Below are 20,119 nucleotides of genomic sequence, written 5' to 3' on the forward strand. Positions count from 1 at the left end.
TTGGGCGCACATTTCCGTCTTCCACTCCCGCTTTTTTGTTTCACTTCGTTACACAAAAAGAGCTCCGTTCAAGCCGGGGCGCAATGGAACAAAGAATTGAAAGAAGCTTAGAAATACAAAAAATTAGATTTTCAAAAGAGCAAATTCACAATCCTTTTTTGCTCTTTTGAAAAACTTAAAAAAATAAAAACTTTTGTGACTTTTGTGGTTAAATTTACCACTTCATTACATTACCAAATTATCACATTATCAAATCAACATAATGGAAATCAAAGAAATATACGACACCATGGTTTACGGTCCCGCTCCAGAAAGTGCAGCTGCTGCTGTGGAATTTTTAGAAAATCATAACAGAAGTTTCGACTTATTCATTGGCGGAGAATGGCTAAAACCAAACGCTAAGAAATACATGGATTCCAATAATCCTTCCCACAAAGAATTTTTAGCAAAAATTGCCGAAGCCGACGAAACTGATGTTGACAAAGCCGTAAAAGCTGCCAACAAAGCATTACCGGAATGGGTTGCAATCGGTGGATTCGAACGTGCAAAATATTTATATGCAATCGCAAGACAGATTCAGAAACACTCAAGATTGTTTGCTGTTCTTGAAACCTTAGACAACGGAAAACCAATTCGCGAAACCCGTGATATCGATATTCCAATTGTTGCCAGACATTTTTATCACCACGCAGGTTGGGCAAAATTGATGGACACTGAATTTAGAGATTACCAGGAAGTCGGAGTTGTCGGACAAATCATTCCGTGGAACTTTCCGTTAATGATGCTTTCCTGGAAAGTGGCTCCAGCTTTAGCCATGGGAAATACCGTCGTTTTAAAACCCGCAGAATATACTTCTTTAACTGCTTTACTTTTTGCAGAAATCTGTGAGAAAATCGGATTACCAAAAGGAGTTGTCAATATAGTAACAGGGAAAGGGACCGTTGCCGGAAATGCTTTGGTTAATCATAAAGATATTCAGAAAGTTGCTTTCACAGGTTCTACCAAAGTAGGCAAGATCTTAAGAACAAATATCGCCGGGACAGGTAAAAAAATATCATTAGAATTAGGAGGCAAATCACCGTTCATCGTATTTGAAGATGCAGATTTAGATTCAGCAGTTGAAGGAATTGTTGACGCCATCTGGTTCAATCAAGGACAGGTTTGTTGTGCAGGTTCCAGATTATTAATCCAGGAATCAGTTTCAGAAGTTTTCTATAAAAAACTTCGCGCCAGAATGGAAACTTTACGTATAGGAGATCCAATGGACAAAGTTGTTGATATGGGTTCTATTGTAGATCCAGTTCAATTGAAAACCATCAAAGATATGGTCCAAATTGGAATCGACGAAGGTTGTACCATTTACCAACCAAAAAATGGACTTCCAGAAAACGGATGGTTTTATCCACCCACATTATTTACCGATGTTCCAACAAGCGCAGTAATTGCACAGGAAGAAATTTTCGGACCGGTTTTAGTCGCCATGACTTTCCGTTCGCATTCTGAAGCAGTTGCTTTGGCGAATAATACAAGATATGGTTTGGCTTCAAGTGTTTGGACAGAAAATATTAATCTAGCTTTAGATATTGCACCAAAAATTAAGGCAGGAAGCGTTTGGATCAACTGTACGAATCAGTTTGACGCCGCTGCAGGATTTGGTGGTTATAGAGAATCAGGTTTCGGAAGAGAAGGAGGGAAAGAAGGTTTGTATGAATATATGAAACCTAGAGTTGAAGCAGAATTTGCTTCAAAGCCAATTTTGCCGAAAACTGAAAAGCCAAAAGATGCTAAAAAAGCAAAAAACGATTTAGCAGAAATCGACCGTACCACAAAAATGTACGTTGGTGGAAAACAAGCGCGTCCGGATGGAGGTTACAGTACAGAAATCAAAAATGCTTTCGGAGAATATATCGGTGAAGTTTCAGAAGGAAACAGAAAAGATATTAGAAACGCCGTTGAAGCAGCACACGCAGAAAAATCTTGGGGCGGAATGACTGGTCATGCAAGAGTGCAAGTTTTGTATTATATCGCAGAAAATTTAGCGATTCGTTCAGAAGAATTCGCAGAAAGAATTGTCGAAATGACGAATCAATCTTTAGAATCTGCACAAGATGAGGTTGAAAAATCAATTGAAAGAATTTATACCTATGCCGCTTATGCTGATAAATACGATGGTGCTGCACATTCTACTGTTCAGAGAATGGTGACTTTAGCAATGCCCGAAGCAATCGGAGTAATGGCTATAATTTGCCCGGATGAAAATCCATTGTTAGGATTTATCTCTACTGTGATTCCTGCGATTGCGATGGGAAATAAAGTAGTGGTCATTCCATCTGAAAAACATCCGTTCTCAGCGACCGATTTCTATCAGATTTTAGAAACCTCAGATGTTCCTGCTGGAACCGTAAATATCATTACCGGTCCAAAAGAAGAATTAGCCAGCGAACTCGCCAAACATTATAATGTTGAAGGAATTTGGTATTTCGGAACTGCAGAAGGAAGTAAAAATATCGAATTATTATCCACAGATTCTATGAAACGTTCTTGGGTAAATTTCGGTAAATACAGAAACTGGCTCAATCCAAAACATGGTGAAGGTCAGGAATTTTTAAGACACGCCACAGAAATTAAAAATATCTGGATTCCTTACGGAGCGTAGATTTTTTTCATAAAAAGGAAAACCATGCAGTTGAGCATGGTTTTTTTTATTTAATCTTTTATGTAAAATTATTTCGTTTCTTTCTTTATGTAATCTTTCGTGTCGTTGTAACCTTCTTTTACAGCTTTTCCTCCTTTTTTCGCAGTTTTATCGGTCCATCTTGCGGCTTTTTTAGCGCTTCTCTTGGTTGCTTTGGCCCCCTTTTTTACGGTTTTCTCTGTCCATTTTACGCCATCTTTAGCGGTTTCTCCGGTCCATTCTGCACCGTCTTCTACAGCATTTCCAACTGCTTTTGCATCTTTTTTAACTTCCTGTTTTAGGGTAGGTTTTGTTTCCTGTGCAGAGATCGCTATGGTCAGAAAAAATAGAGCTGATAATGATAATAACTTGGTTTTCATCTTGATAAATTTTATAGTTAATCTACCTCATATCTCACATATTGAGCCAATCATCTGATCAAAATATTTTTAACTATAAATTAACGCTTTCATTTTTAAATTAATATTTTTGCAGCCTCATGGCGAAAAGAAAAATAAAGAAAAAAACCACCAGAAAAATTCATAAAAATCGCAAGAGACATTTTCTTCTACGACGGGAAATTCTTTTGCTTTTTTTAGCACTTGCTTTATTCGGTACTGGTTTCTATTTAAAGGAGAAGATCTCTTTTTATTATGCCATGTATTTCAATAAATTCGAACATAAAAAACTAACCAATTCCGAAAAGGAAGAAAACAGAATCAACCGAATCATTGGTGAATACGCAGACAAAACCTTCGGAATGGATGTTTCACATTACCAAAGAAAAGAAGATATCGTCTGGGACAGTTTAAGTATTGGAAACCGTACTATTCCGATAAAATTCGTGGTTCTTCGGGCAACCATGGGGAATAAATCGACCGATAAACATTTCGAAGAATTTTGGACGCTTTCAAAAAAGCATGAACTTATTCGTGGTGCTTATCACTTTTATCGGGCTGATGAAGATCCGGTCATGCAAGCCAATAATTTTCTGGCCAACGTAAAATTAGAATCCGGAGATTTACCACCCATTTTAGATATAGAAAAAATCCCAAGGCGGAAATCAACCAAAAAACTCGTTGAAGATCTGAAGATTTGGTGCCGCATCGTAGAAGATGCTTACGGCGTAAAACCCATCATCTATTCCTATTACCACTATCACAAAGATTTTTTGAAAGGAGAGTTTGATGATTATCCGTTGTGGTTGGCAAATTACAATGATGTTCCCCAACCCACGCCGGATAGTAACTGGGAAATCTGGCAGTTTACGGAAAATGGAATCGTTTACGGAATCAACACCAAAGTTGACCTTAATGTTTATAACGGAAATCTTTGGTCATTGAAAAGATTGACTTTAGATTAACAAAAAAAGGATGCTCACGAGCATCCTTTTTTATATTTTGATAAACTTTTTATTTTACTTTATCCAATAAAGCTTGCGTGTCCTGATATTCTTCACCTTCTTTTTTCGCCAGTTCGATAGCTTTTTCAGCCCATATCTTAGTATTGGCTTTGTCGCCCAGTTTAAAGTAAAGATTGGCCAGGGTATCAGAGTTGGCATAACCTTCATTTAATTTCACAGACTGTTTTGCCCAAATGATCGCCTTTTCCAAAGATGCTTTATCGGTAGAATTTTCGAAAAAATTCCATGAAATTGAATTTAATTCTTCAGAAGTGAAAAGTTTAGAACTCCCGTCCTGGTAATATTCCATCGCCAGTTTTTCGTAAGAATTTCTATCTTTTGCCGCCGAAGCTACTTTCATTTTAGATTTTAGCAACAAAGGTTTAACCTCTTCTTCAGACATTGTTTTTCTTGCTTCAGCAACATATTTTTTCTCATCGAAAGTTTTTGTTGTCTTATCATAAGCATTATTAAACAAAGCATTTAGTTTAAAATTGTTTAGGACCTTATTATAATTTTCTTCCGGCATCACTTTCAATAATTCCGCTTTTCGAGTGACAAATTCCGGGTAAAGTGGCGAATTACTGTCTTTCGTTAAGGAGAAAAGGATGGAGAAATCTTCCTGAGTGAAAGGTTCTCCTTTTTTTCCTCCAAAATAAGTTGTTGCAGCTTTTGTCGCTAAGTCCGCATCTGCGAAAGTAAATATGTTAATAAACCTTTTTAAAAATTCCGGGTCTTTATTCCCTTCGTCAAATTTCTTTTTAAGCGCACCCATTTGTTTTGCAGGATCCACGGCATCTTTACCTACAGTAATAAATTCGGGTGCATCATAATAGGAAGTTACCCGATGAATTAATTCCCCATCACCATTGATGAAAAGGTAAGTCGGATAAGCTCTTACGTTATATTTTTTTGCCAAATCAATTCCTTCTCCTTTTTCCATATCAATTTTGGAATTGATGAAATTAGCGTTGTAGAAATCGCCAACTGCAGGCTGGGGAAATACGTTTTTCGCCATCAGTTTGCACGGTCCACACCAAGTGGTAAAGGCGTCTACAAAAAGCAATTTATTTTCCTTTTTAGCAATAGCGAGTAAATCTTTGAAGGATTTGTTCTCTTCAAATTTCATTCCCTGTCCGAAGGTGACGATGCTGAAAAGCACCAGTAATATCAATGAAATTTTTTTCATTTTTAAAATTTATTTAATCGTAAAAATAATGTATTCTTTAAAAAGTCGTGAAGCCGTCTCAAAATAAAATATGAGGCGGTTTTTTTATTTTCTGTTGTAAAGCGTTAAATTTTGATTATTTGTGATTTTTGCACATTAGGATAAAAATGTGCTCTTACTTAAGCACTCTTTTTTCTTAGATTGTGTGCTAAAGCGTGTAATCCGAACTCTAATTCCACTTTTTCTATTCCTTTGTGTGTAAAACGCTTGAAGTTCCGATTGGATTTGATATGTGCAAAGACGGGTTCTACATCCGCCGTGCGTTGTTTGCGTTTTATTTCTCCGATTTCACTCAAGATGTTTTCCCGAACTCTCTCCTTATGCCGTTCTAAATTTTGGTTGCGTTCTATTATTCTGTTTCCCTGGGCTTTATGGCAAGCCCCTCGCAGCGGACAACCGGTGCAGTTTTGAGCCTGGTACAGTGAACTTGTCTGAGCATAACCGCTTTTTGTTTTTCGATTTCGGTTGGTGATTTTATTCATCGGTTGCCCCATCGGACAGATATACTGATCGTTCTCTTCGTTATAATAAAGTTTATCGCGGTGAAAGTCTTCGTTGATTTTCTTTCTTTTCGATTTTAAAATACCCTGTTCCTTATCGAAGGTGTTGTATTTTACGAAGGTTTCTATATTTTTCTCTTCCAGAAAATCATAATTTTCTTCACTGCCGTAACCAGCATCAGCAGTAAGTTCTTCCGGCAAAAACTGATAAAGTTCTTCAAAAGTATTGAGATGTGGTTTAAGCGTATTTAAATCATTGGTGGTTTGGTGTAAAGTATAATGAATAACAAACTGGGATTCAGAACTTACCTGCACGTTGTAGGCGGGTTTAAGTTGACCATTCTGCATATGATCATCTTTCATGCGCATAAATGTGGCATCGGGATCGGTCTTACTATAACTGCCACGTCCGTCCAAAACCTTTTCCTGCTCCTGGTACTTATCCAGGTTCTGAGAAAAATTCTTTTGAATGTATCTTAATTTTGCCTTTGCTTTGGTGGATGCCTTCGGGTTTTTGCTGATGATCTCTTCTATTTTCTTGGCGGTCTTCTCTATTTTATCTTTATCGATGGTTTTAAACTCCGGTGGTGTAGGATCGCTGTCTTCTTCCTCAGCAATGCTTTGGGCATAGTTCCACATTTGTTCAAGTTGTTCTGCCATCTTCTCTTTTCTGGTTTTAATGGCATTGCCCCAAACGAAGGTATATCTCCCGGCAATAGACTCTATCTTAGTTCCATCGGTAAAAACTTCTTTCAAGCTAACGAGTCCTTCCTCTGCTAATAACAGGACGACCTGTTTGAAAATGTCTTTGAAAATAGTCTTGAGTTTCTTGCTCCGAAAACGTGCGATGGTGTTATGGTCTGCGACCTGTTGAGCGGACAACCACATAAAATTAATATTCTCACGCATCGCTTTTTCGATCTTCCTGCTGGAATACGTATTATCCATATAAGCGTAAACCATCACCTTAAGCATCATCTTGGGATGAAAGCTCGGTTTGCCATCTTTACTATACTCTTCAATGAGCAATCGTAAATCCAGTTGTTCAATAATTCCATTAACGACCCGAACGGCATGATTTTCTGGAATCAATTCCTCGATTGATGGTGGGAATAACCAATTTTGTTGTTGGTTATAATCTTTAAATTTAATACTCATATAATTGATTATCAATACTTAAAGATAGTAAAACCCTTTAAAACTGACAAATGTTAAACACAGAAAAAACCGCCTCAGTATTGAGACGGCTTCTTTATAGATGAGGTTGATTTTGCCATCAAATGTCATTTTTTTAGTTGTGAAAGAGTGGTTGTTTTCTGTGCGATTGCATTACTATTGAGAAATTTCCTTCTTCTTATTTCTAAAATAGGTACACAATATCCACTCATTTAATTTCCGTACTTTTGCACCTTTCAAAAATCATCCATTTCTATATATAATGAATTACATTTCAGCCGAAAATCTCACAAAATCTTACGGAGTAAAAACACTTTTCAAAGACATCACCTTCCATATAAATGAAGGCGACAAAATTGCCATCGTTGCCAAAAATGGCTCCGGGAAATCGACCTTGCTTAAAATTTTAATGGGCAAGGAAATTGCGGATTCAGGAACTGTCGTCATTAACAAAGATATTCAGGTTGTTTTATTCGATCAGGAAATTGATTTTGAAGGTGAATTGAATGTAGAAGAATTTATGATGACTTTGAATTCGGCACCCATTATGGCGCTCAAAAACTATCATCATGCCTTGATTTCAGAAAATCCGGATGATATGGACAAAGCGCTGAATGAAATGGAAATTCACAAAGCATGGGATCTGGAAAATGAAATGAGTCAAATTTTGACGCAGTTGAAAATTACCGATCTCTCTTCAAAAATGAAAACCCTTTCCGGCGGTCAAATTAAAAGAGTTGCTCTGGCAAAACTTTTGGTAGAAACGCGTGCACAACACCGTCATACCTTATTAATTATGGATGAACCAACCAATCACCTGGATGTTGATATGGTAGAATGGCTGGAAAATTATCTCTCAAAAGCGATGGTAACTTTGTTACTTGTAACGCACGACCGGTATTTTCTTGATGCGGTTTGTGACATAATCTGGGAGATTGAAGATTACAATTTATACGTTCACAATGGCAGTTATGGCGTTTATCTAGAAAATAAAATCATTCGGGAAGACAACATGAATTCTACGATTGATAAAGCCCAAAACCTTTACCGAAAAGAATTGGAATGGATGCGCCGTCAACCGAAAGCGCGAACCACGAAGTCTAAATCACGCCAGGATGATTTCTATGAAACCGAAAAAGTAGCAAAAACCGATACCCGAAAAGAAAAGCTGGAGCTTGATTTCGAGATGAAACGTTTGGGTAATAAAATTTTAGAACTAAGAAATATCAGTAAAAGTTTTGGAAATAAATTATTGCTGAAAAATTTTTCCTATCAGTTTCAACGTGGGGAAAAAGTCGGAATTGTGGGTAAAAATGGCGCCGGTAAATCAACCTTACTTAATATTATTCAAGGTTTAGAACCCTATGATGAAGGTGAGATCGAAACTGGGGAAACCATTAAATTCGGTTATTTTAGTCAGAAAGGATTAAAATATAAAGAAGATCAGCGCGTTATTGATTTCATTAAAGATATTTCAGAAAACTTCCCGTTGGCGAACGGAAGAACCATTTCTGCGTCGCAGTTTTTACGTTTGTTTTTGTTTGATGATCAAACACAGTATTCGCCGATCTCGAAATTGTCGGGTGGTGAAAAAAGACGTCTGCATCTGATGTATGTCTTGTATCAAAATCCAAACTTCTTAATTTTTGATGAGCCGACAAATGATTTGGATCTGCCGACTTTAACGGTTTTAGAAAATTTCCTTTTGCAGTTTCAGGGCAGTTTAATTATTGTTTCTCACGACCGTTATTTTATGGATCGCATTGTTGATCATGTTTTAGCTTTTGAAGGAGACGGAATTATTAAAGATTTCGTGGGCAATTTCTCCGAATACCGTGAAAAAAAATCCCAGGATCAAAATAAGAAAATAACGGCGCCCATTGTAGAAGCTCCGAAAAAAGTGGAAGCTGTAAAGTCTGCACCACAAGCCGCGACAAAGAAATTGTCTTTTAAAGAGCAACAGGAATTAAAGGAAATCGAGAAAGAAATTCCGAAACTCGAAAAAGAGAGAAACGAAATTTTGGAGAAACTAAATAACGAAACTGATTATGGTAAAATCGCAGAATATTCAAAAAGTTTGGAAACGATTTCTGAGAAACTTCAGGATTTAGAAATGCGTTGGTTGGAACTTCAGGATTAAGAATTCAATTGAGATTTATAATATTTAAGAACGGCGTTTGTCCGTTCTTTTTTTATTTAAAGTCGCCGACGCACGGATGATCTCTCAGAATATTGTTGTCTTATTTTTCTCATTTAAGAAAAGCACAAAGTTATTTTAGTAGAATTTCTAGAATTTATAAAGCAGAATTACTTAGTTCTATAAAAAATCGTGTATTCTTGACAGAAATTTCATCGCAGATGACTTTAGAATGACTATTTATTTTTAAAATGTAAAAAGCTTTTGCGTTATTTGTGTTCAAATATTTTTAAAGATGAGCAACGACCAAAAACTGGAAGCAAAATACGGATTATTTACCGCCATTTCTATGGTAATCGGGCAAGTTATTGGCTCCGGAATTTTCTTTAAGGTTGATGATGTTTTGGTGGCAACACAGGGAAATGTACTAGCTGGACTTTTAGGGTTTTTGATCGTGGGTATCAGCGTTGTTTTTGCGGGGATTTCCATGGCAAATTATGCAGAACTACTGCCCAAAGACGGCGGGATCCTGAGTTATGTCAATTACCGTTTCGGAAAAACGGCTTCCTATTTTGTGGGTTGGATGTATATGAGTTTATTTTATCCCTCGCTTACCGCTGTTTTATTTACGGTGTCCGGAATTTATATCGCGCATCTGTTAGCAGAATTTATGAGTTTTGAACCTACGAACTTACATTACGTACTGATTGGATTTGTGAATCTTGTGATTTTCTTTTTTATTAATATTTTTCGTCCGAAAAGCAGTGGAATTTTTCAGCAGATGACCACCGTTTTGAAGGTGCTTCCGTTGATATTTATTGCGTCTCTCGGTATTTTGAGTCTGGTTAAAGGCGATGTAAGTCAGGTTAATACTTTTACGCAGGCGGGGAGCGGTTTGCAAAATCAATCTTTTATTCTTTTGGTGGCGGCGAGTTTTATTCCTATTTCATTTGCCTTTGATGGTTGGTATATCGCCACACAGATTTCCGGCGAAATTAAAAATTCAAGCAAGAATCTTCCTAAAGCTTTAATTATAGGAACACTTTCGGTGATGGTCATTTATATTGCGTACTATTTAGGCGTCGTGTTCCGAATGAGTGGCGAGGAGATTATTCAATTAAAAGACACTTATATTACGGAGTTTGCAAGAAAAATAGCCTCCAACTCCGGTGCACTAATTATGCAACTCTTTATCATTATCTCCGTTTTAGGAACTTCAAATGGTTTGTTGTTGGCGACGATCCGTGTGCCGTATCAGTTTTCGAATTTAGAAAAATCGAAAAAATTTCTTAATCTGAGCAAAGTAGAGGAGAAGACCAAAATGCCTGTCAACAGCGCTGTTTTCGGAACCGTGCTGATTACCTTCTACCTTTTGATTTATTATTTTACGAATACGCATCCTTTCTTTACCGAGAAAAATTTCGATCTTTCCGCCATTCCTATCCTGTTTATTTATTTGGTTAACGTGGCATTATTTATAGGTCTTTTTCAACTGTTCCGTAAAAAGACGTTCTCCAAAAATTCATTTTTCAGAAAAATGATGACCATTATAGCTGTTTTCGGTAATATACTGGTGATTTTTGGAACAGTGACTTCACCAAATGGTTTGACCTATTTCGTTATTACTATCTTCTTTTTGCTGGGCGGATTTCTTCTCATGAGAAGAATATGATAAAAATCATTTGGTCTCATTGCTTTCATTTTCAGTAATTTAAACCTACGTTTGGTTCTTTATTTAGAATAGTTCAAAATAGATTTGTGCAATTAAAAAACCTTTTTTACTTTTGCATCGTTATTTTAATTCAGTCTAAATAAAAACGTTCTATGAAAAAACAGATCATTTCGCTTGGAGCCTTGATAATTGTATCTTCTGTAAATGCGCAGATGCAGTTTCAACCTGAAAGTGATACCATTCGAATTCAGCAAATTGAAGATATTAATCTGCACAAAACCGGAAATCCAAATAAAGCACAACCATTTTCCTCAAAGTCGAATCTTACGATAATGGAAAATCCTCAACCAATTTCTATTGTAACGCACGAGATCATCGAGCAGCAACAGGCGAAACAGTTGAGCGATGTTCTTCAGAATGTTAACGGACTTTATATCACTTCTTCCCGTGGTAATTCACAGGACAGTTTTGGAGGTCGCGGATTTAACTTTGGGAATGATAATATTTTTAAAAATGGAGCACGCGTAAACAGTGGCGTTTTTCCTGAAGTTTCCGGGTTAGAAAGAGTAGAAGTACTGAAAGGTGGAAACGCCATGTTATACGGAAATGTTGCCGCAGGTGGCGTGGTAAATTTAATTACGAAGAAACCAAGATTTAATTTTGGTGGAAGTGTGGGATTAAACGCCGGAAGTTGGGATTCCTACAAAACAACGGTCGATTTTTACGGTCCTTTATCGAAATCTGTAGCGTTCCGTGTAAATGGAGCTTACGAAACGGCAGATAGTTTCATAGATGTGGTAGAATCTCAAAAATATTATTTTAATCCTTCTTTTGCGTTTAATATCGGGGAGAACTCTCAAATTATTGTTGAAGCAGACTATCTAAAAAATGAGTTTACTCCGGATTTTGGGATTGGCTCAATTACCAATAAGGATAATTCTTACTCCGTAAATAATTTATTGCCGCGACATGCTTTTGTCGGCGCAGACTGGCAGTTTCAAAACGTAGAGCAAGCGACAACCGGAATTACTTTTAACCATCAGTTTAATGATGTGTGGACTTTGAACGCAGTAGCTTCTTATCAAAATTACACGAAGGATTATTTTTCTACAGAAAGAGTACAGTGGAGTTATGACGACGCAGACCGTTTGAACTGGAAACGTCCGGTAGGCAGATCATATGCAGAACAGAATTACACCTCATTACAGGTTAATGTTAACGGTGAAATTAAAACAGGAAGTGTAAACCATAAAATTTTGGTGGGTACCGATGGTGATTACGGAACAAGTGATTCTTACGGTTACAATCTTTCGCAAGCATTCTACGGAACCAATGGAAGTGCGGACGGAACGATCTATTTAGATGATCCTTCAACCTGGGCTTCCGGCGCAGTTCCCACTGCAGAAAAGAGAGACAGAAACAGAATTCCTACCCAAAGATTTGGGATTTATGCACAGGATTATATTGAGCTTTCAGATAAATTTAAAGTGTTGGCTGGTTTACGATATTCTTACATCGAAAATAAAGACTCTGAAAAGAAAACTTTTGCAAACAACGAAACAAAACTTTCAAACGGTTCGGTAGACCGGGCATTTTCTCCCAAAGCAGGCTTGGTTTATATGCCAAATGATAACTTATCGCTTTTTGCCACTTATACCAATTCGTTCAGTGCCAACTCTGGAGTAGATGTTAATGATAATTCACTAAAACCTTCGATCATCGACCAGTATGAAGTAGGAATGAAAAAGAATTTCTGGAATAACGCAGTTGCATTAAACCTGTCACTCTATCAGATTGAAAATCGGAACTTTTATCAGGCTATTGAGGGAAACACGTCCGGTAAAGATATAAAAGAGTTCGCTGGTAGAATGCGAAGTCAAGGGGTAGAATTAGACATCACCGGAAATCCTTACCCGAACTTGTCCATTATCGCCGGAGCCTCTTATAACCATTCTGTTTATTTAGATACGCCGGCAGATTTCGGGTATGTTGAAAATCAAAGATTGGTACGAACGCCTGCAACTACCGCAAATGCGTCAGTGTTTTATACCTTTAATAAGTATGTGAAAGGTCTGAAATTGGGAGCGAGTGCTTACTATGTTGGAGATCGAATTGCTGGATGGAATGATACCAAAAAAACATTAAGAGAAAGAAATGGTGTTTCCAGATTTTTGGAAGTGGGCGATTATGTAACCGCGGCAGTTTCTATAGGATACGACTGGAATAAATTTTCTGTGATGGGTAAAGTGGGTAACTTATTCGATGCGGTAGAATATAACTACCACGAGAATTATTCAGTAAATCCAATTACGCCAAGAAACTACTATGTTACCTTAACGTACAAACTCTAAAAGGCACCCATTATATCATTTTAAATTCATTATAACACCGGTGGGAATTTCGATTTCCACTCGTGTTATTTTACATAACAAAACAGAAATAAAAAAACAGAAACTATGGCACAAATTAAGGATACCAAATCATTTATGCGCATCACGCACCGTTATTTAGGATATTTCGCGGCCGGAATTATGGCAGTTTATGCGCTCAGCGGCGTATTACTCATTTACCGCGATACCAATTTCCTGAAAAAGGAAAATAAAACGGAAATCGTCTTGAAACCCAATATGACGGAAAAGGAACTGGCGAAAGAAATCAAGATGAGGAATGTGGAGTTTGAACCTGGAGAAGGCGATTTGAAAACTTTTAAAGATGGAACCTATAACGTGAAAACCGGTGAGGCAAAATACTCCAAAATGGAGTTGCCTTTTGTCCTGGAAAAATTTAACCAATTACATAAATCAACCTCCAAGCACCGTTACGCCTCGTTGAATACGGTCTTTGGATTGGTCTTGTTTTTCTTTGTGATCTCTTCCTTTTGGATGTTTAATTTCAAATCGAAAGCATTCCGACGTGGAATGATTTACGCCGGAGTTGGATTTATTTTGGCTTTGATCATGGTGTTCTTCCAGTAAAACTTTGATTTTATATTGAATCTCTTTTTTGTCATTACCGCGGAATCTCTATTTCTGCCTACTCAATTTTAAGGCTTTTACGGGGCGACAATCAGCGAGATATTCCCAACTGAACTATAACAAAACGGAATTTCTAGCCCTGATTGAACGGCGTGTTTAAGCTCTCCCAAGCCAAGGGAAAGCGGGGCGGGAAGCGAGTAGTGAAAGCAGGTTCCCGGCTCCTAAAAAAAATGGCGGTTATGCCCTAAATAATTCGGTTATAGAATTGTAGCGTTAGAAAATTTCATTATCTTTGCACCCTTATAAATAATCGGGACGAGTTCCCACAAATTCAAACATTTATGTCAGTAAAAATTAGATTACAAAGACACGGTAAAAAAGGAAAACCTTTTTTCCACATCGTAGTTGCCGATGCAAGAGCAAGTAGAGATGGTAAATTCATCGAAAAAATCGGTACTTACAATCCGGTAACCAATCCTGCAGTAATTGATCTTAATGTAGATTCTGCTGTAAAATGGTTAAATAACGGAGCGCAACCAACTGATACTGCCCGTGCAATTCTTTCTTACAAAGGAGTTCTTTACAAAAGACACTTACAAGGTGGAGTAGCAAAAGGAGCTTTCGATCAGGCGACTGCTGACAGCAAATTTGCTGCTTGGTTAGAAGCTAAAGAGCAACAAGTACTTGGGAAAAAAGATGGTTTGAACAAAGCGAAAGAAGATGCTAAAAAAGCAGCTTTGGAAGCTGAAGCCAAAGTAAACCAAAGTAGACTAGATGCTGCACAAAAATTAGCAGATGACGCAAAAGCAGAAGCTGATGCAAAAATCGCTGAAGAAAAAGCAGCTGAAGAAGCTAAAATCGCAGAAGCGAAAGCAACTGAGGAAAAATCAGTTGTTGAAACAGTTGCAGAAACTGTAGGTAGCGCTGCTGCCGCAGTAGAAGGAGCAGTTGATTCTGTAAAAGAAACAGTAGCAAACGTTACTGAGAAAATTACAGGAAAAGACGAAGCTACTGAAGGAACTGACGAAGCTAAAGCTTAATAAATTTCTTATTGTTAAGAATTATGGAGGCGTCATTTTTTGACGTCTCTATTATTTTAGAACCAATTATATTTGCAACATGAAAAAAGAAGAATGTTATTTTTTAGGTAAAATCACGCGTAGACATGGATTACACGGAAATGTATTCCTGAAATTAGATACCGATCAACCCGAAATGTACAATAAACTGGATACCATTTTTGTGGATATCAACGGATTACTCGTTCCTTTTTTTGTTGCCAAACAAGCCTGGAGTAAAGGCGAAACACTGATTATCTCTTTCAAAAATTCTACCGAAGCTTTGGTGGATCAGGTGGTGGGCAAAGATGTTTACCTACCGCTTTCCGGCCTGCCAAAATTAACGGGAAACAAATTCTACTATCATGAAGTAGTAGGCTTCGAAATCCGGGAAGAAGATGGTAAATCCTGTGGCATTATCGAATCGATTAACGACCAAACCGGTCAGCACTATTTCGTGCTTACTTTGGCTGGCAAACAAATCGTTATTCCCATCATCAGAGAGTGGATTCTGGAACTGAACCGGGAAGAGAAATTCCTTAAAATGTCTTTGCCGGAAGGTTTAATGGATGTTTTTCTGGTACCGTCGAAAAAAGACGAGTAAGGTTTGATTTATTTTTAGGGCGACTTTATCCGTCTTCCGTTCCCGCTTTTTTAATTGCTGGCTTCGGCAAGCTCAGTCACCAATTAAAAAGAGCTTCACTCAAGCCGGGTCGCAGGTGGGATCCTTCCAATGCTTTCCCGAAAAGTTCAATATCCCGATTATCTCATTCAAGATTTTCTTCGTTACTGAGGGAACAAAAATTAATTGTTACTCAATTTCGTCTCTTCTGTAGAAATATCAGTTTGGGGAAGACCGCTAAATTATCGATTCTTTCAAATCATCAAAATGGATTAAAAACGCTTCTAAATTGAGCGTTTTTTTATTATAATTTTGGTCCCGGAGCAAAAATTACACCAATTTTTAGTAAGTTTGCATCTACTGTTTATAAATTAAAAGGAAAAAAATATTTCCGCAGACCAATAAAATATTGATTGTTAGCACATGAGAACCACTATAAAAGAATTATTAGGAGATTATAAAAAACTGTTACATCACGACATTACCATTCAGGGCTGGGTTAGAGCATTTCGCTCGAACCGGTTTATTGCTTTGAATGACGGATCTACAATCAACAATTTACAGGTCGTGGTAGACTTTGAAAAGTTTGACGAAAATATTCTTAAAAACATCAGCAATTCAGCCTCATTAAAGATTGTGGGTGAAGTTGTTGAAAGCCAGGGAGCAGGACAAAGCATCGAAATTATTGCCAAAAAAATTATTATTCTCGGCGATAACTTTACCGAAGAAAGAGACAAAACCATTCTTCAGCCGAAGAAACACTCTTTAGAGGTTTTACGTGAGCAGGCGCATTTGCGTTTCCGTACCAATTTATTCAGCGCGGTTTTTAGAGTCAGAAGTTCCGTAAGTTTTGCGATTCACCAATTCTTCAACCAGAATCAGTTTTTCTACATGAATACGCCGATTATTACAGGAGCTGATGCAGAAGGAGCTGGGGAAATGTTCAGTGTTACAAATTTTGATTTAAATGATATTCCACGAAATGAGGAAGGAAAAATTGATTTTGAAAAAGATTTTTTTGGGAAGAAAACCAATCTAACTGTTTCCGGTCAGTTAAGCGTGGAAACTGCGATGATGGGATTAGGTCGGGTTTATACTTTTGGACCTACTTTCCGGGCAGAAAATTCGAATACAACGCGTCACCTTGCAGAATTCTGGATGGTAGAACCGGAAGTTGCCTTTAATAATTTAGAAGACAACATCGATCTGGCGGAAGATTTCTTAAAGTATGTGATCAACTACGTTTTAGAAAACTGCAAAGATGATCTGGAGTTTTTAGATAAAAGATTTGCCGAAGAGCAAAAGCAAAAACCAGAGAAAGACAGAGCTTCCGAAGGTTTGATTGAGAAGTTGCAGAATGTGATCCAGAAGAGATTTAAGCGTGTTTCTTATACCGAAGCAATTGATATTCTTAAAAATTCGAAAGAAAATAAAAAAGGAAAATTTCAGTTTCCTATCGAGGAATGGGGCGCAGACTTGCAAAGTGAACACGAACGCTTCTTGGTAGAAAAACATTTTGAATGTCCTGTCGTTCTTTTTGATTATCCAAAAGAGATCAAGGCGTTTTACATGAAATTGAACGAAGATGGAAAAACCGTGGCCGCAATGGATGTTTTATTCCCGGGAATTGGTGAAATTATTGGTGGATCCCAAAGAGAAGATAAATTTGAGGTGTTGGGAACCAAGATGAAGGATATGAATGTTGATGAAGAGGAACTTTGGTGGTATTTAGACACAAGAAAATTCGGTTCTGTTCCGCACGCAGGGTTCGGACTTGGTTTGGAACGATTGGTTCTTTTTGTGACCGGTATGACCAATATCAGAGACGTTATTCCTTTCCCTAGAACTCCACATAATGCGGAATTCTAAAATAATTTTACTAAGTTTATGACTTGGGAATTATTATTCAATTTTAAAAACACAAGAGATTAGCAAAATAATATGTTAAAACAAAATCTTCAAATGCGACTTGGCCAGAAATTGGCCCCTCAGCAAATTCAGCTTATGAAGTTGATTCAGCTTCACACGCTCGAATTCGAAGAGGAACTGGAGCGCGAATTGGAAGAAAATCCGGCCTTGGAAAAAGTGCAGGAAGAAAATAAAGATGAAGACTACGCCTCGCTTGATGATAAATATGAAGATGAAGGGAACGAAAGTATCGATACCGATTTCGACGTTAATGAATACATTTTCGATGACGAACCGGCCTATAAATCATCTGCAAACAATTACTCTGCTGATGATGAAGAGTTTGATAACCAATCACTCCTCACAGAAGGACAGTCTTTATATGACTATCTTTTGGAACAGATTCACCTGGCAAAAATCGATGGCGAAGATTTAAAAATTGCAGAATATGTTATTGGAAATCTCGACAACGATGGTTATTTGCGTCGTGAAATTAAGAAATTGGTAGATGATCTTGCTTTTTCCCAAGGTCTTTTTACCACCGTTGAAAAAGTGACGGAAATTCTAGAAAATTACGTTCAGAAATTAGATCCGCCGGGAGTTGGTGCACGCGACCTTCAGGAATGTTTATTGCTGCAGATCGAGAAAAAAGTGAGCGCTGATAAAGCGGTGAGTTTAGCGGCCAATATCTTGAGAAATCAGTTTGATGCTTTAACCAATAAGCATTATAACAAGATTATTCAGAAATACGATATTGAAGAAGAAAATTTAAAAGATGCTTTGGAAGTAATTTCCAAATTGTCTCCGAAAGTTGGGGGGAATTTTGATTCGCAAACCATCACCATTAATAATGAAATTATTCCGGATTTCTTGATCACTGTTAAAGATAACGGTGCTAAAGGAGTGGAAGTAATTCCGTCCCTGAACAGCAAGAATGCACCTTCTTTAAGAGTTTCTGATGAATACAAAAGTATTTTGACCACTTATTCTCACGATAAAAAATCAGCAGAACATAAACAGGCAGCACTTTTCATTAAGCAGAAATTAGATGCAGCAAAATGGTATATTGATGCGATCAACCAACGCCAAAATACCTTATTGCAAACAATTTCAGCGATTGTAAAGTTGCAGAAAGATTATTTCATCACGGCTGATGATAAATCATTGAAACCAATGATTCTAAAAGACGTCGCAGATATTACCGGTTTCGATATTTCTACGATCTCGCGGGTCGTAAAAAGCAAATATGCCGATACTCCAAATGGAATTGTTTATTTGAAAAGTCTTTTCTCAGATTCATTGATAAACGATGATGGAGAAGAAGTTTCTACGAAAGAAATTAAAACCCACTTGCAGGACGTCATTAACAACGAAAACAAGAGAAAACCATTGACAGACGACGCTTTGGTAGGTTTGTTAAAGGAAAAAGGATATAATATAGCAAGACGAACAATTGCGAAATACCGGGAGCAGCTTAATATTCCGGTCGCACGTTTGCGAAAAGAATTATAAAAATTATTTAGCGATATATAATAAAGAAGAGGGAAATTAATTTCCCTCTTCTATATTTTGGAGCTGTTTTAGATTCTTGCCCAAGCGGCTCAGAATTAAACCGTAAACCACGCGGTAATAAACCCACATTAAAACTGCGCTTAATCCCATCGTTAGCATTAATCCTGTAATAAAGCCTAAAAGGGTAGGATTCGTTAATTTAATATGTTGCTCATCTAAAACGGATAAGGTGAAAATTCCCAATACGGCAGTGAATAAAATCACCAGGGAAATATTCGCCAGAATAAATAGCTGAACTGTTTTCTTGAATCTAATGATTTGCAGAATAAGTTTTTTCAGATTAGATTCTACATTTATCTTTCGGTAATTCTGATAAAAAACGACAACAAAAACGCCGGTAAGAGCAAGACTTATTAATTTTAAAATGAGATATAAATTGCTGATGGCTCCTTCAAAATTGGTGGAGTCATTAATTCCTAATCTTTTTAAAATCCGCAGTAGATCCGAAGTGTCATCTCCCAGAAAACTGTAGTAAATATTTGCACTTAGGATTATAATAAATTCTGCAAGACTGATCCAAAGAATATATTTCACATAATTTCGCGAGGATTTATTCAGCATCGATTCAATTTCGTTGCTGTCATATTTGGGCTGGGCAGGTTCTTGCTGCCAGGTTTTTTTAAAACTGTCTAAATCAAACTCAGCCATGTTTTTCCATCAGTTGTTTTAAAGTTTTCTTAAGTCTGTTCATTTTCACTCTCGCATTCACTTCGGTAATTCCTAAGTTTTCCGCAATATCACGGTAAGGTAAATCATCCAGATACATCGTCACAATCGCCCTTTCTACACTGGGCAGCATTTTTATAATTTTATAAAGAACGCTTACCTGCTGTTGTTTTTCGTCATCATCCTCCAGAAAATCGGAGTGATGATAATCCATCAATTCATCAGTCTGTGGCGACTTTGTTTTTTTTCGGAATAAGGTGATTGCAGTATTCAGAGCAACACGGTACATCCAGGTAGATATTTTCGATTGCCCTTTGAATGAGTCGTAAGAACGCCAAAGTTGTAACACGATTTCCTGAAAAAGATCTTGCTCATCTTCTAAGGTGTTGGTATAGAGTCGTGAAACCTTGATAATCAAACCTTGATTATCTTTAATTAATTTCGCAAACTCTTTCTCTTTCGCACTCAAACCTTGACGATTTATAAAAAGCGAAGATAATTTTTTTTAACCGAAATTAAATACATTATT

At 37.2% G+C, this 20,119-nt stretch carries 14 protein-coding genes and 1 pseudogene; 10 read left to right on the forward strand and 5 right to left on the reverse strand.

Annotated elements, in window-relative coordinates; all coding sequences use genetic code 11:
• The first annotated feature begins 262 nt into the window (after window positions 1–262).
• Window positions 263–2,656 carry an aldehyde dehydrogenase family protein gene (locus EIB73_RS14005; RefSeq protein WP_125025857.1) on the forward strand — a complete coding sequence of 798 codons (2,394 nt, stop codon included), beginning with the start codon at window positions 263–265 and terminating at the stop codon, window positions 2,654–2,656.
• A gap of 68 nt (window positions 2,657–2,724) precedes the next feature.
• Here the strand turns inward: EIB73_RS14005 and EIB73_RS14010 are convergent, their stop codons facing one another.
• On the reverse strand, window positions 2,725–3,054 hold the full coding sequence (locus tag EIB73_RS14010; protein ID WP_125025858.1) for a hypothetical protein: 330 nt from the start codon (window positions 3,052–3,054) through the stop codon (window positions 2,725–2,727).
• Between the two features lie 119 nt (window positions 3,055–3,173).
• Here EIB73_RS14010 and EIB73_RS14015 point away from each other — a divergent pair, with 119 nt between their 5' ends.
• Window positions 3,174–4,037, forward strand: a complete 864-nt coding sequence (locus tag EIB73_RS14015; protein WP_125025859.1) for a glycoside hydrolase family 25 protein — start codon at window positions 3,174–3,176, stop codon at window positions 4,035–4,037.
• Between the two features lie 49 nt (window positions 4,038–4,086).
• Here the strand turns inward: EIB73_RS14015 and EIB73_RS14020 are convergent, their stop codons facing one another.
• Together EIB73_RS14020 and EIB73_RS14025 are read right to left on the reverse strand one after the other, a co-directional pair.
• Window positions 4,087–5,265 carry a thioredoxin family protein gene (locus EIB73_RS14020; RefSeq protein ID WP_125025860.1) on the reverse strand — a complete coding sequence of 393 codons (1,179 nt, stop codon included), beginning with the start codon at window positions 5,263–5,265 and terminating at the stop codon, window positions 4,087–4,089.
• Window positions 5,266–5,423: 158 nt separating this feature from the next.
• Complete coding sequence (locus tag EIB73_RS14025; protein ID WP_125026064.1) at window positions 5,424–6,971, reverse strand: IS1182 family transposase; 1,548 nt, start codon at window positions 6,969–6,971, stop codon at window positions 5,424–5,426.
• Between the two features lie 271 nt (window positions 6,972–7,242).
• On the opposite strand from EIB73_RS14025, the gene EIB73_RS14030 reads away from it, so the two are divergent.
• The 8 genes and pseudogenes from EIB73_RS14030 to rpoN all read left to right on the forward strand — a co-directional run bounded on the left by EIB73_RS14030 (window position 7,243) and on the right by rpoN (window position 18,864).
• Window positions 7,243–9,120, forward strand: coding sequence for an ABC-F family ATP-binding cassette domain-containing protein (locus tag EIB73_RS14030; protein ID WP_125025861.1), 1,878 nt, complete (start codon window positions 7,243–7,245; stop codon window positions 9,118–9,120).
• A gap of 292 nt (window positions 9,121–9,412) precedes the next feature.
• A complete protein-coding gene (locus EIB73_RS14035) occupies window positions 9,413–10,789 on the forward strand; it encodes an APC family permease (RefSeq protein WP_125025862.1) in 1,377 nt (458 codons plus the stop codon).
• 152 nt (window positions 10,790–10,941) lie between these two features.
• Window positions 10,942–13,140, forward strand: a complete 2,199-nt coding sequence (locus EIB73_RS14040; RefSeq protein WP_125025863.1) for a TonB-dependent siderophore receptor — start codon at window positions 10,942–10,944, stop codon at window positions 13,138–13,140.
• Window positions 13,141–13,245: 105 nt separating this feature from the next.
• Window positions 13,246–13,764 carry a hypothetical protein gene (locus tag EIB73_RS14045; protein WP_125025864.1) on the forward strand — a complete coding sequence of 173 codons (519 nt, stop codon included), beginning with the start codon at window positions 13,246–13,248 and terminating at the stop codon, window positions 13,762–13,764.
• 341 nt (window positions 13,765–14,105) lie between these two features.
• A pseudogene (locus tag EIB73_RS14050) lies at window positions 14,106–14,648 on the forward strand (30S ribosomal protein S16); the annotation flags it as partial.
• Between the two features lie 235 nt (window positions 14,649–14,883).
• Complete coding sequence (gene rimM, locus EIB73_RS14055; RefSeq protein WP_125025866.1) at window positions 14,884–15,426, forward strand: ribosome maturation factor RimM; 543 nt, start codon at window positions 14,884–14,886, stop codon at window positions 15,424–15,426.
• A gap of 441 nt (window positions 15,427–15,867) precedes the next feature.
• On the forward strand, window positions 15,868–17,313 hold the full coding sequence (asnS, locus tag EIB73_RS14060) for an asparagine--tRNA ligase (RefSeq protein ID WP_125025867.1): 1,446 nt from the start codon (window positions 15,868–15,870) through the stop codon (window positions 17,311–17,313).
• Window positions 17,314–17,385: 72 nt separating this feature from the next.
• Complete coding sequence (rpoN, locus tag EIB73_RS14065) at window positions 17,386–18,864, forward strand: RNA polymerase factor sigma-54 (RefSeq protein WP_125025868.1); 1,479 nt, start codon at window positions 17,386–17,388, stop codon at window positions 18,862–18,864.
• Window positions 18,865–18,900: 36 nt separating this feature from the next.
• Here rpoN and EIB73_RS14070 read toward each other — a convergent pair whose 3' ends face one another.
• Together EIB73_RS14070 and EIB73_RS14075 are read right to left on the reverse strand one after the other, a co-directional pair.
• Window positions 18,901–19,572 carry a beta-carotene 15,15'-monooxygenase gene (locus EIB73_RS14070; RefSeq protein ID WP_125025869.1) on the reverse strand — a complete coding sequence of 224 codons (672 nt, stop codon included), beginning with the start codon at window positions 19,570–19,572 and terminating at the stop codon, window positions 18,901–18,903.
• Window positions 19,565–20,059, reverse strand: a complete 495-nt coding sequence (locus tag EIB73_RS14075) for an RNA polymerase sigma factor (RefSeq protein ID WP_125025870.1) — start codon at window positions 20,057–20,059, stop codon at window positions 19,565–19,567. The genes EIB73_RS14070 and EIB73_RS14075 overlap by 8 nt, the downstream gene beginning before the upstream one ends.
• Window positions 20,060–20,119: the final 60 nt, after the last annotated feature.

Origin of the sequence: Kaistella carnis (genome assembly GCF_003860585.1) — a bacterium.
In the GTDB taxonomy this organism is placed as follows: Bacteria; Bacteroidota; Bacteroidia; order Flavobacteriales; family Weeksellaceae; genus Kaistella; species Kaistella carnis.

What these genes read in the sequence shown, in the direction of transcription:
- rimM (WP_125025866.1), top strand. Translation starts at nt 14,884, where the DNA reads ATGAAAAAAGAAGAATGTTATTTTTTAGGTAAAATCACGCGTAGACAT.
- EIB73_RS14070 (WP_125025869.1), bottom strand. Translation starts at nt 19,572, where the DNA reads ATGGCTGAGTTTGATTTAGACAGTTTTAAAAAAACCTGGCAGCAAGAA.
- EIB73_RS14040 (WP_125025863.1), top strand. Translation starts at nt 10,942, where the DNA reads ATGAAAAAACAGATCATTTCGCTTGGAGCCTTGATAATTGTATCTTCT.
- EIB73_RS14045 (WP_125025864.1), top strand. Translation starts at nt 13,246, where the DNA reads ATGGCACAAATTAAGGATACCAAATCATTTATGCGCATCACGCACCGT.
- EIB73_RS14015 (WP_125025859.1), top strand. Translation starts at nt 3,174, where the DNA reads ATGGCGAAAAGAAAAATAAAGAAAAAAACCACCAGAAAAATTCATAAA.
- asnS (WP_125025867.1), top strand. Translation starts at nt 15,868, where the DNA reads ATGAGAACCACTATAAAAGAATTATTAGGAGATTATAAAAAACTGTTA.
- EIB73_RS14005 (WP_125025857.1), top strand. Translation starts at nt 263, where the DNA reads ATGGAAATCAAAGAAATATACGACACCATGGTTTACGGTCCCGCTCCA.
- EIB73_RS14010 (WP_125025858.1), bottom strand. Translation starts at nt 3,054, where the DNA reads ATGAAAACCAAGTTATTATCATTATCAGCTCTATTTTTTCTGACCATA.
- EIB73_RS14030 (WP_125025861.1), top strand. Translation starts at nt 7,243, where the DNA reads ATGAATTACATTTCAGCCGAAAATCTCACAAAATCTTACGGAGTAAAA.
- EIB73_RS14035 (WP_125025862.1), top strand. Translation starts at nt 9,413, where the DNA reads ATGAGCAACGACCAAAAACTGGAAGCAAAATACGGATTATTTACCGCC.
- EIB73_RS14020 (WP_125025860.1), bottom strand. Translation starts at nt 5,265, where the DNA reads ATGAAAAAAATTTCATTGATATTACTGGTGCTTTTCAGCATCGTCACC.
- rpoN (WP_125025868.1), top strand. Translation starts at nt 17,386, where the DNA reads ATGTTAAAACAAAATCTTCAAATGCGACTTGGCCAGAAATTGGCCCCT.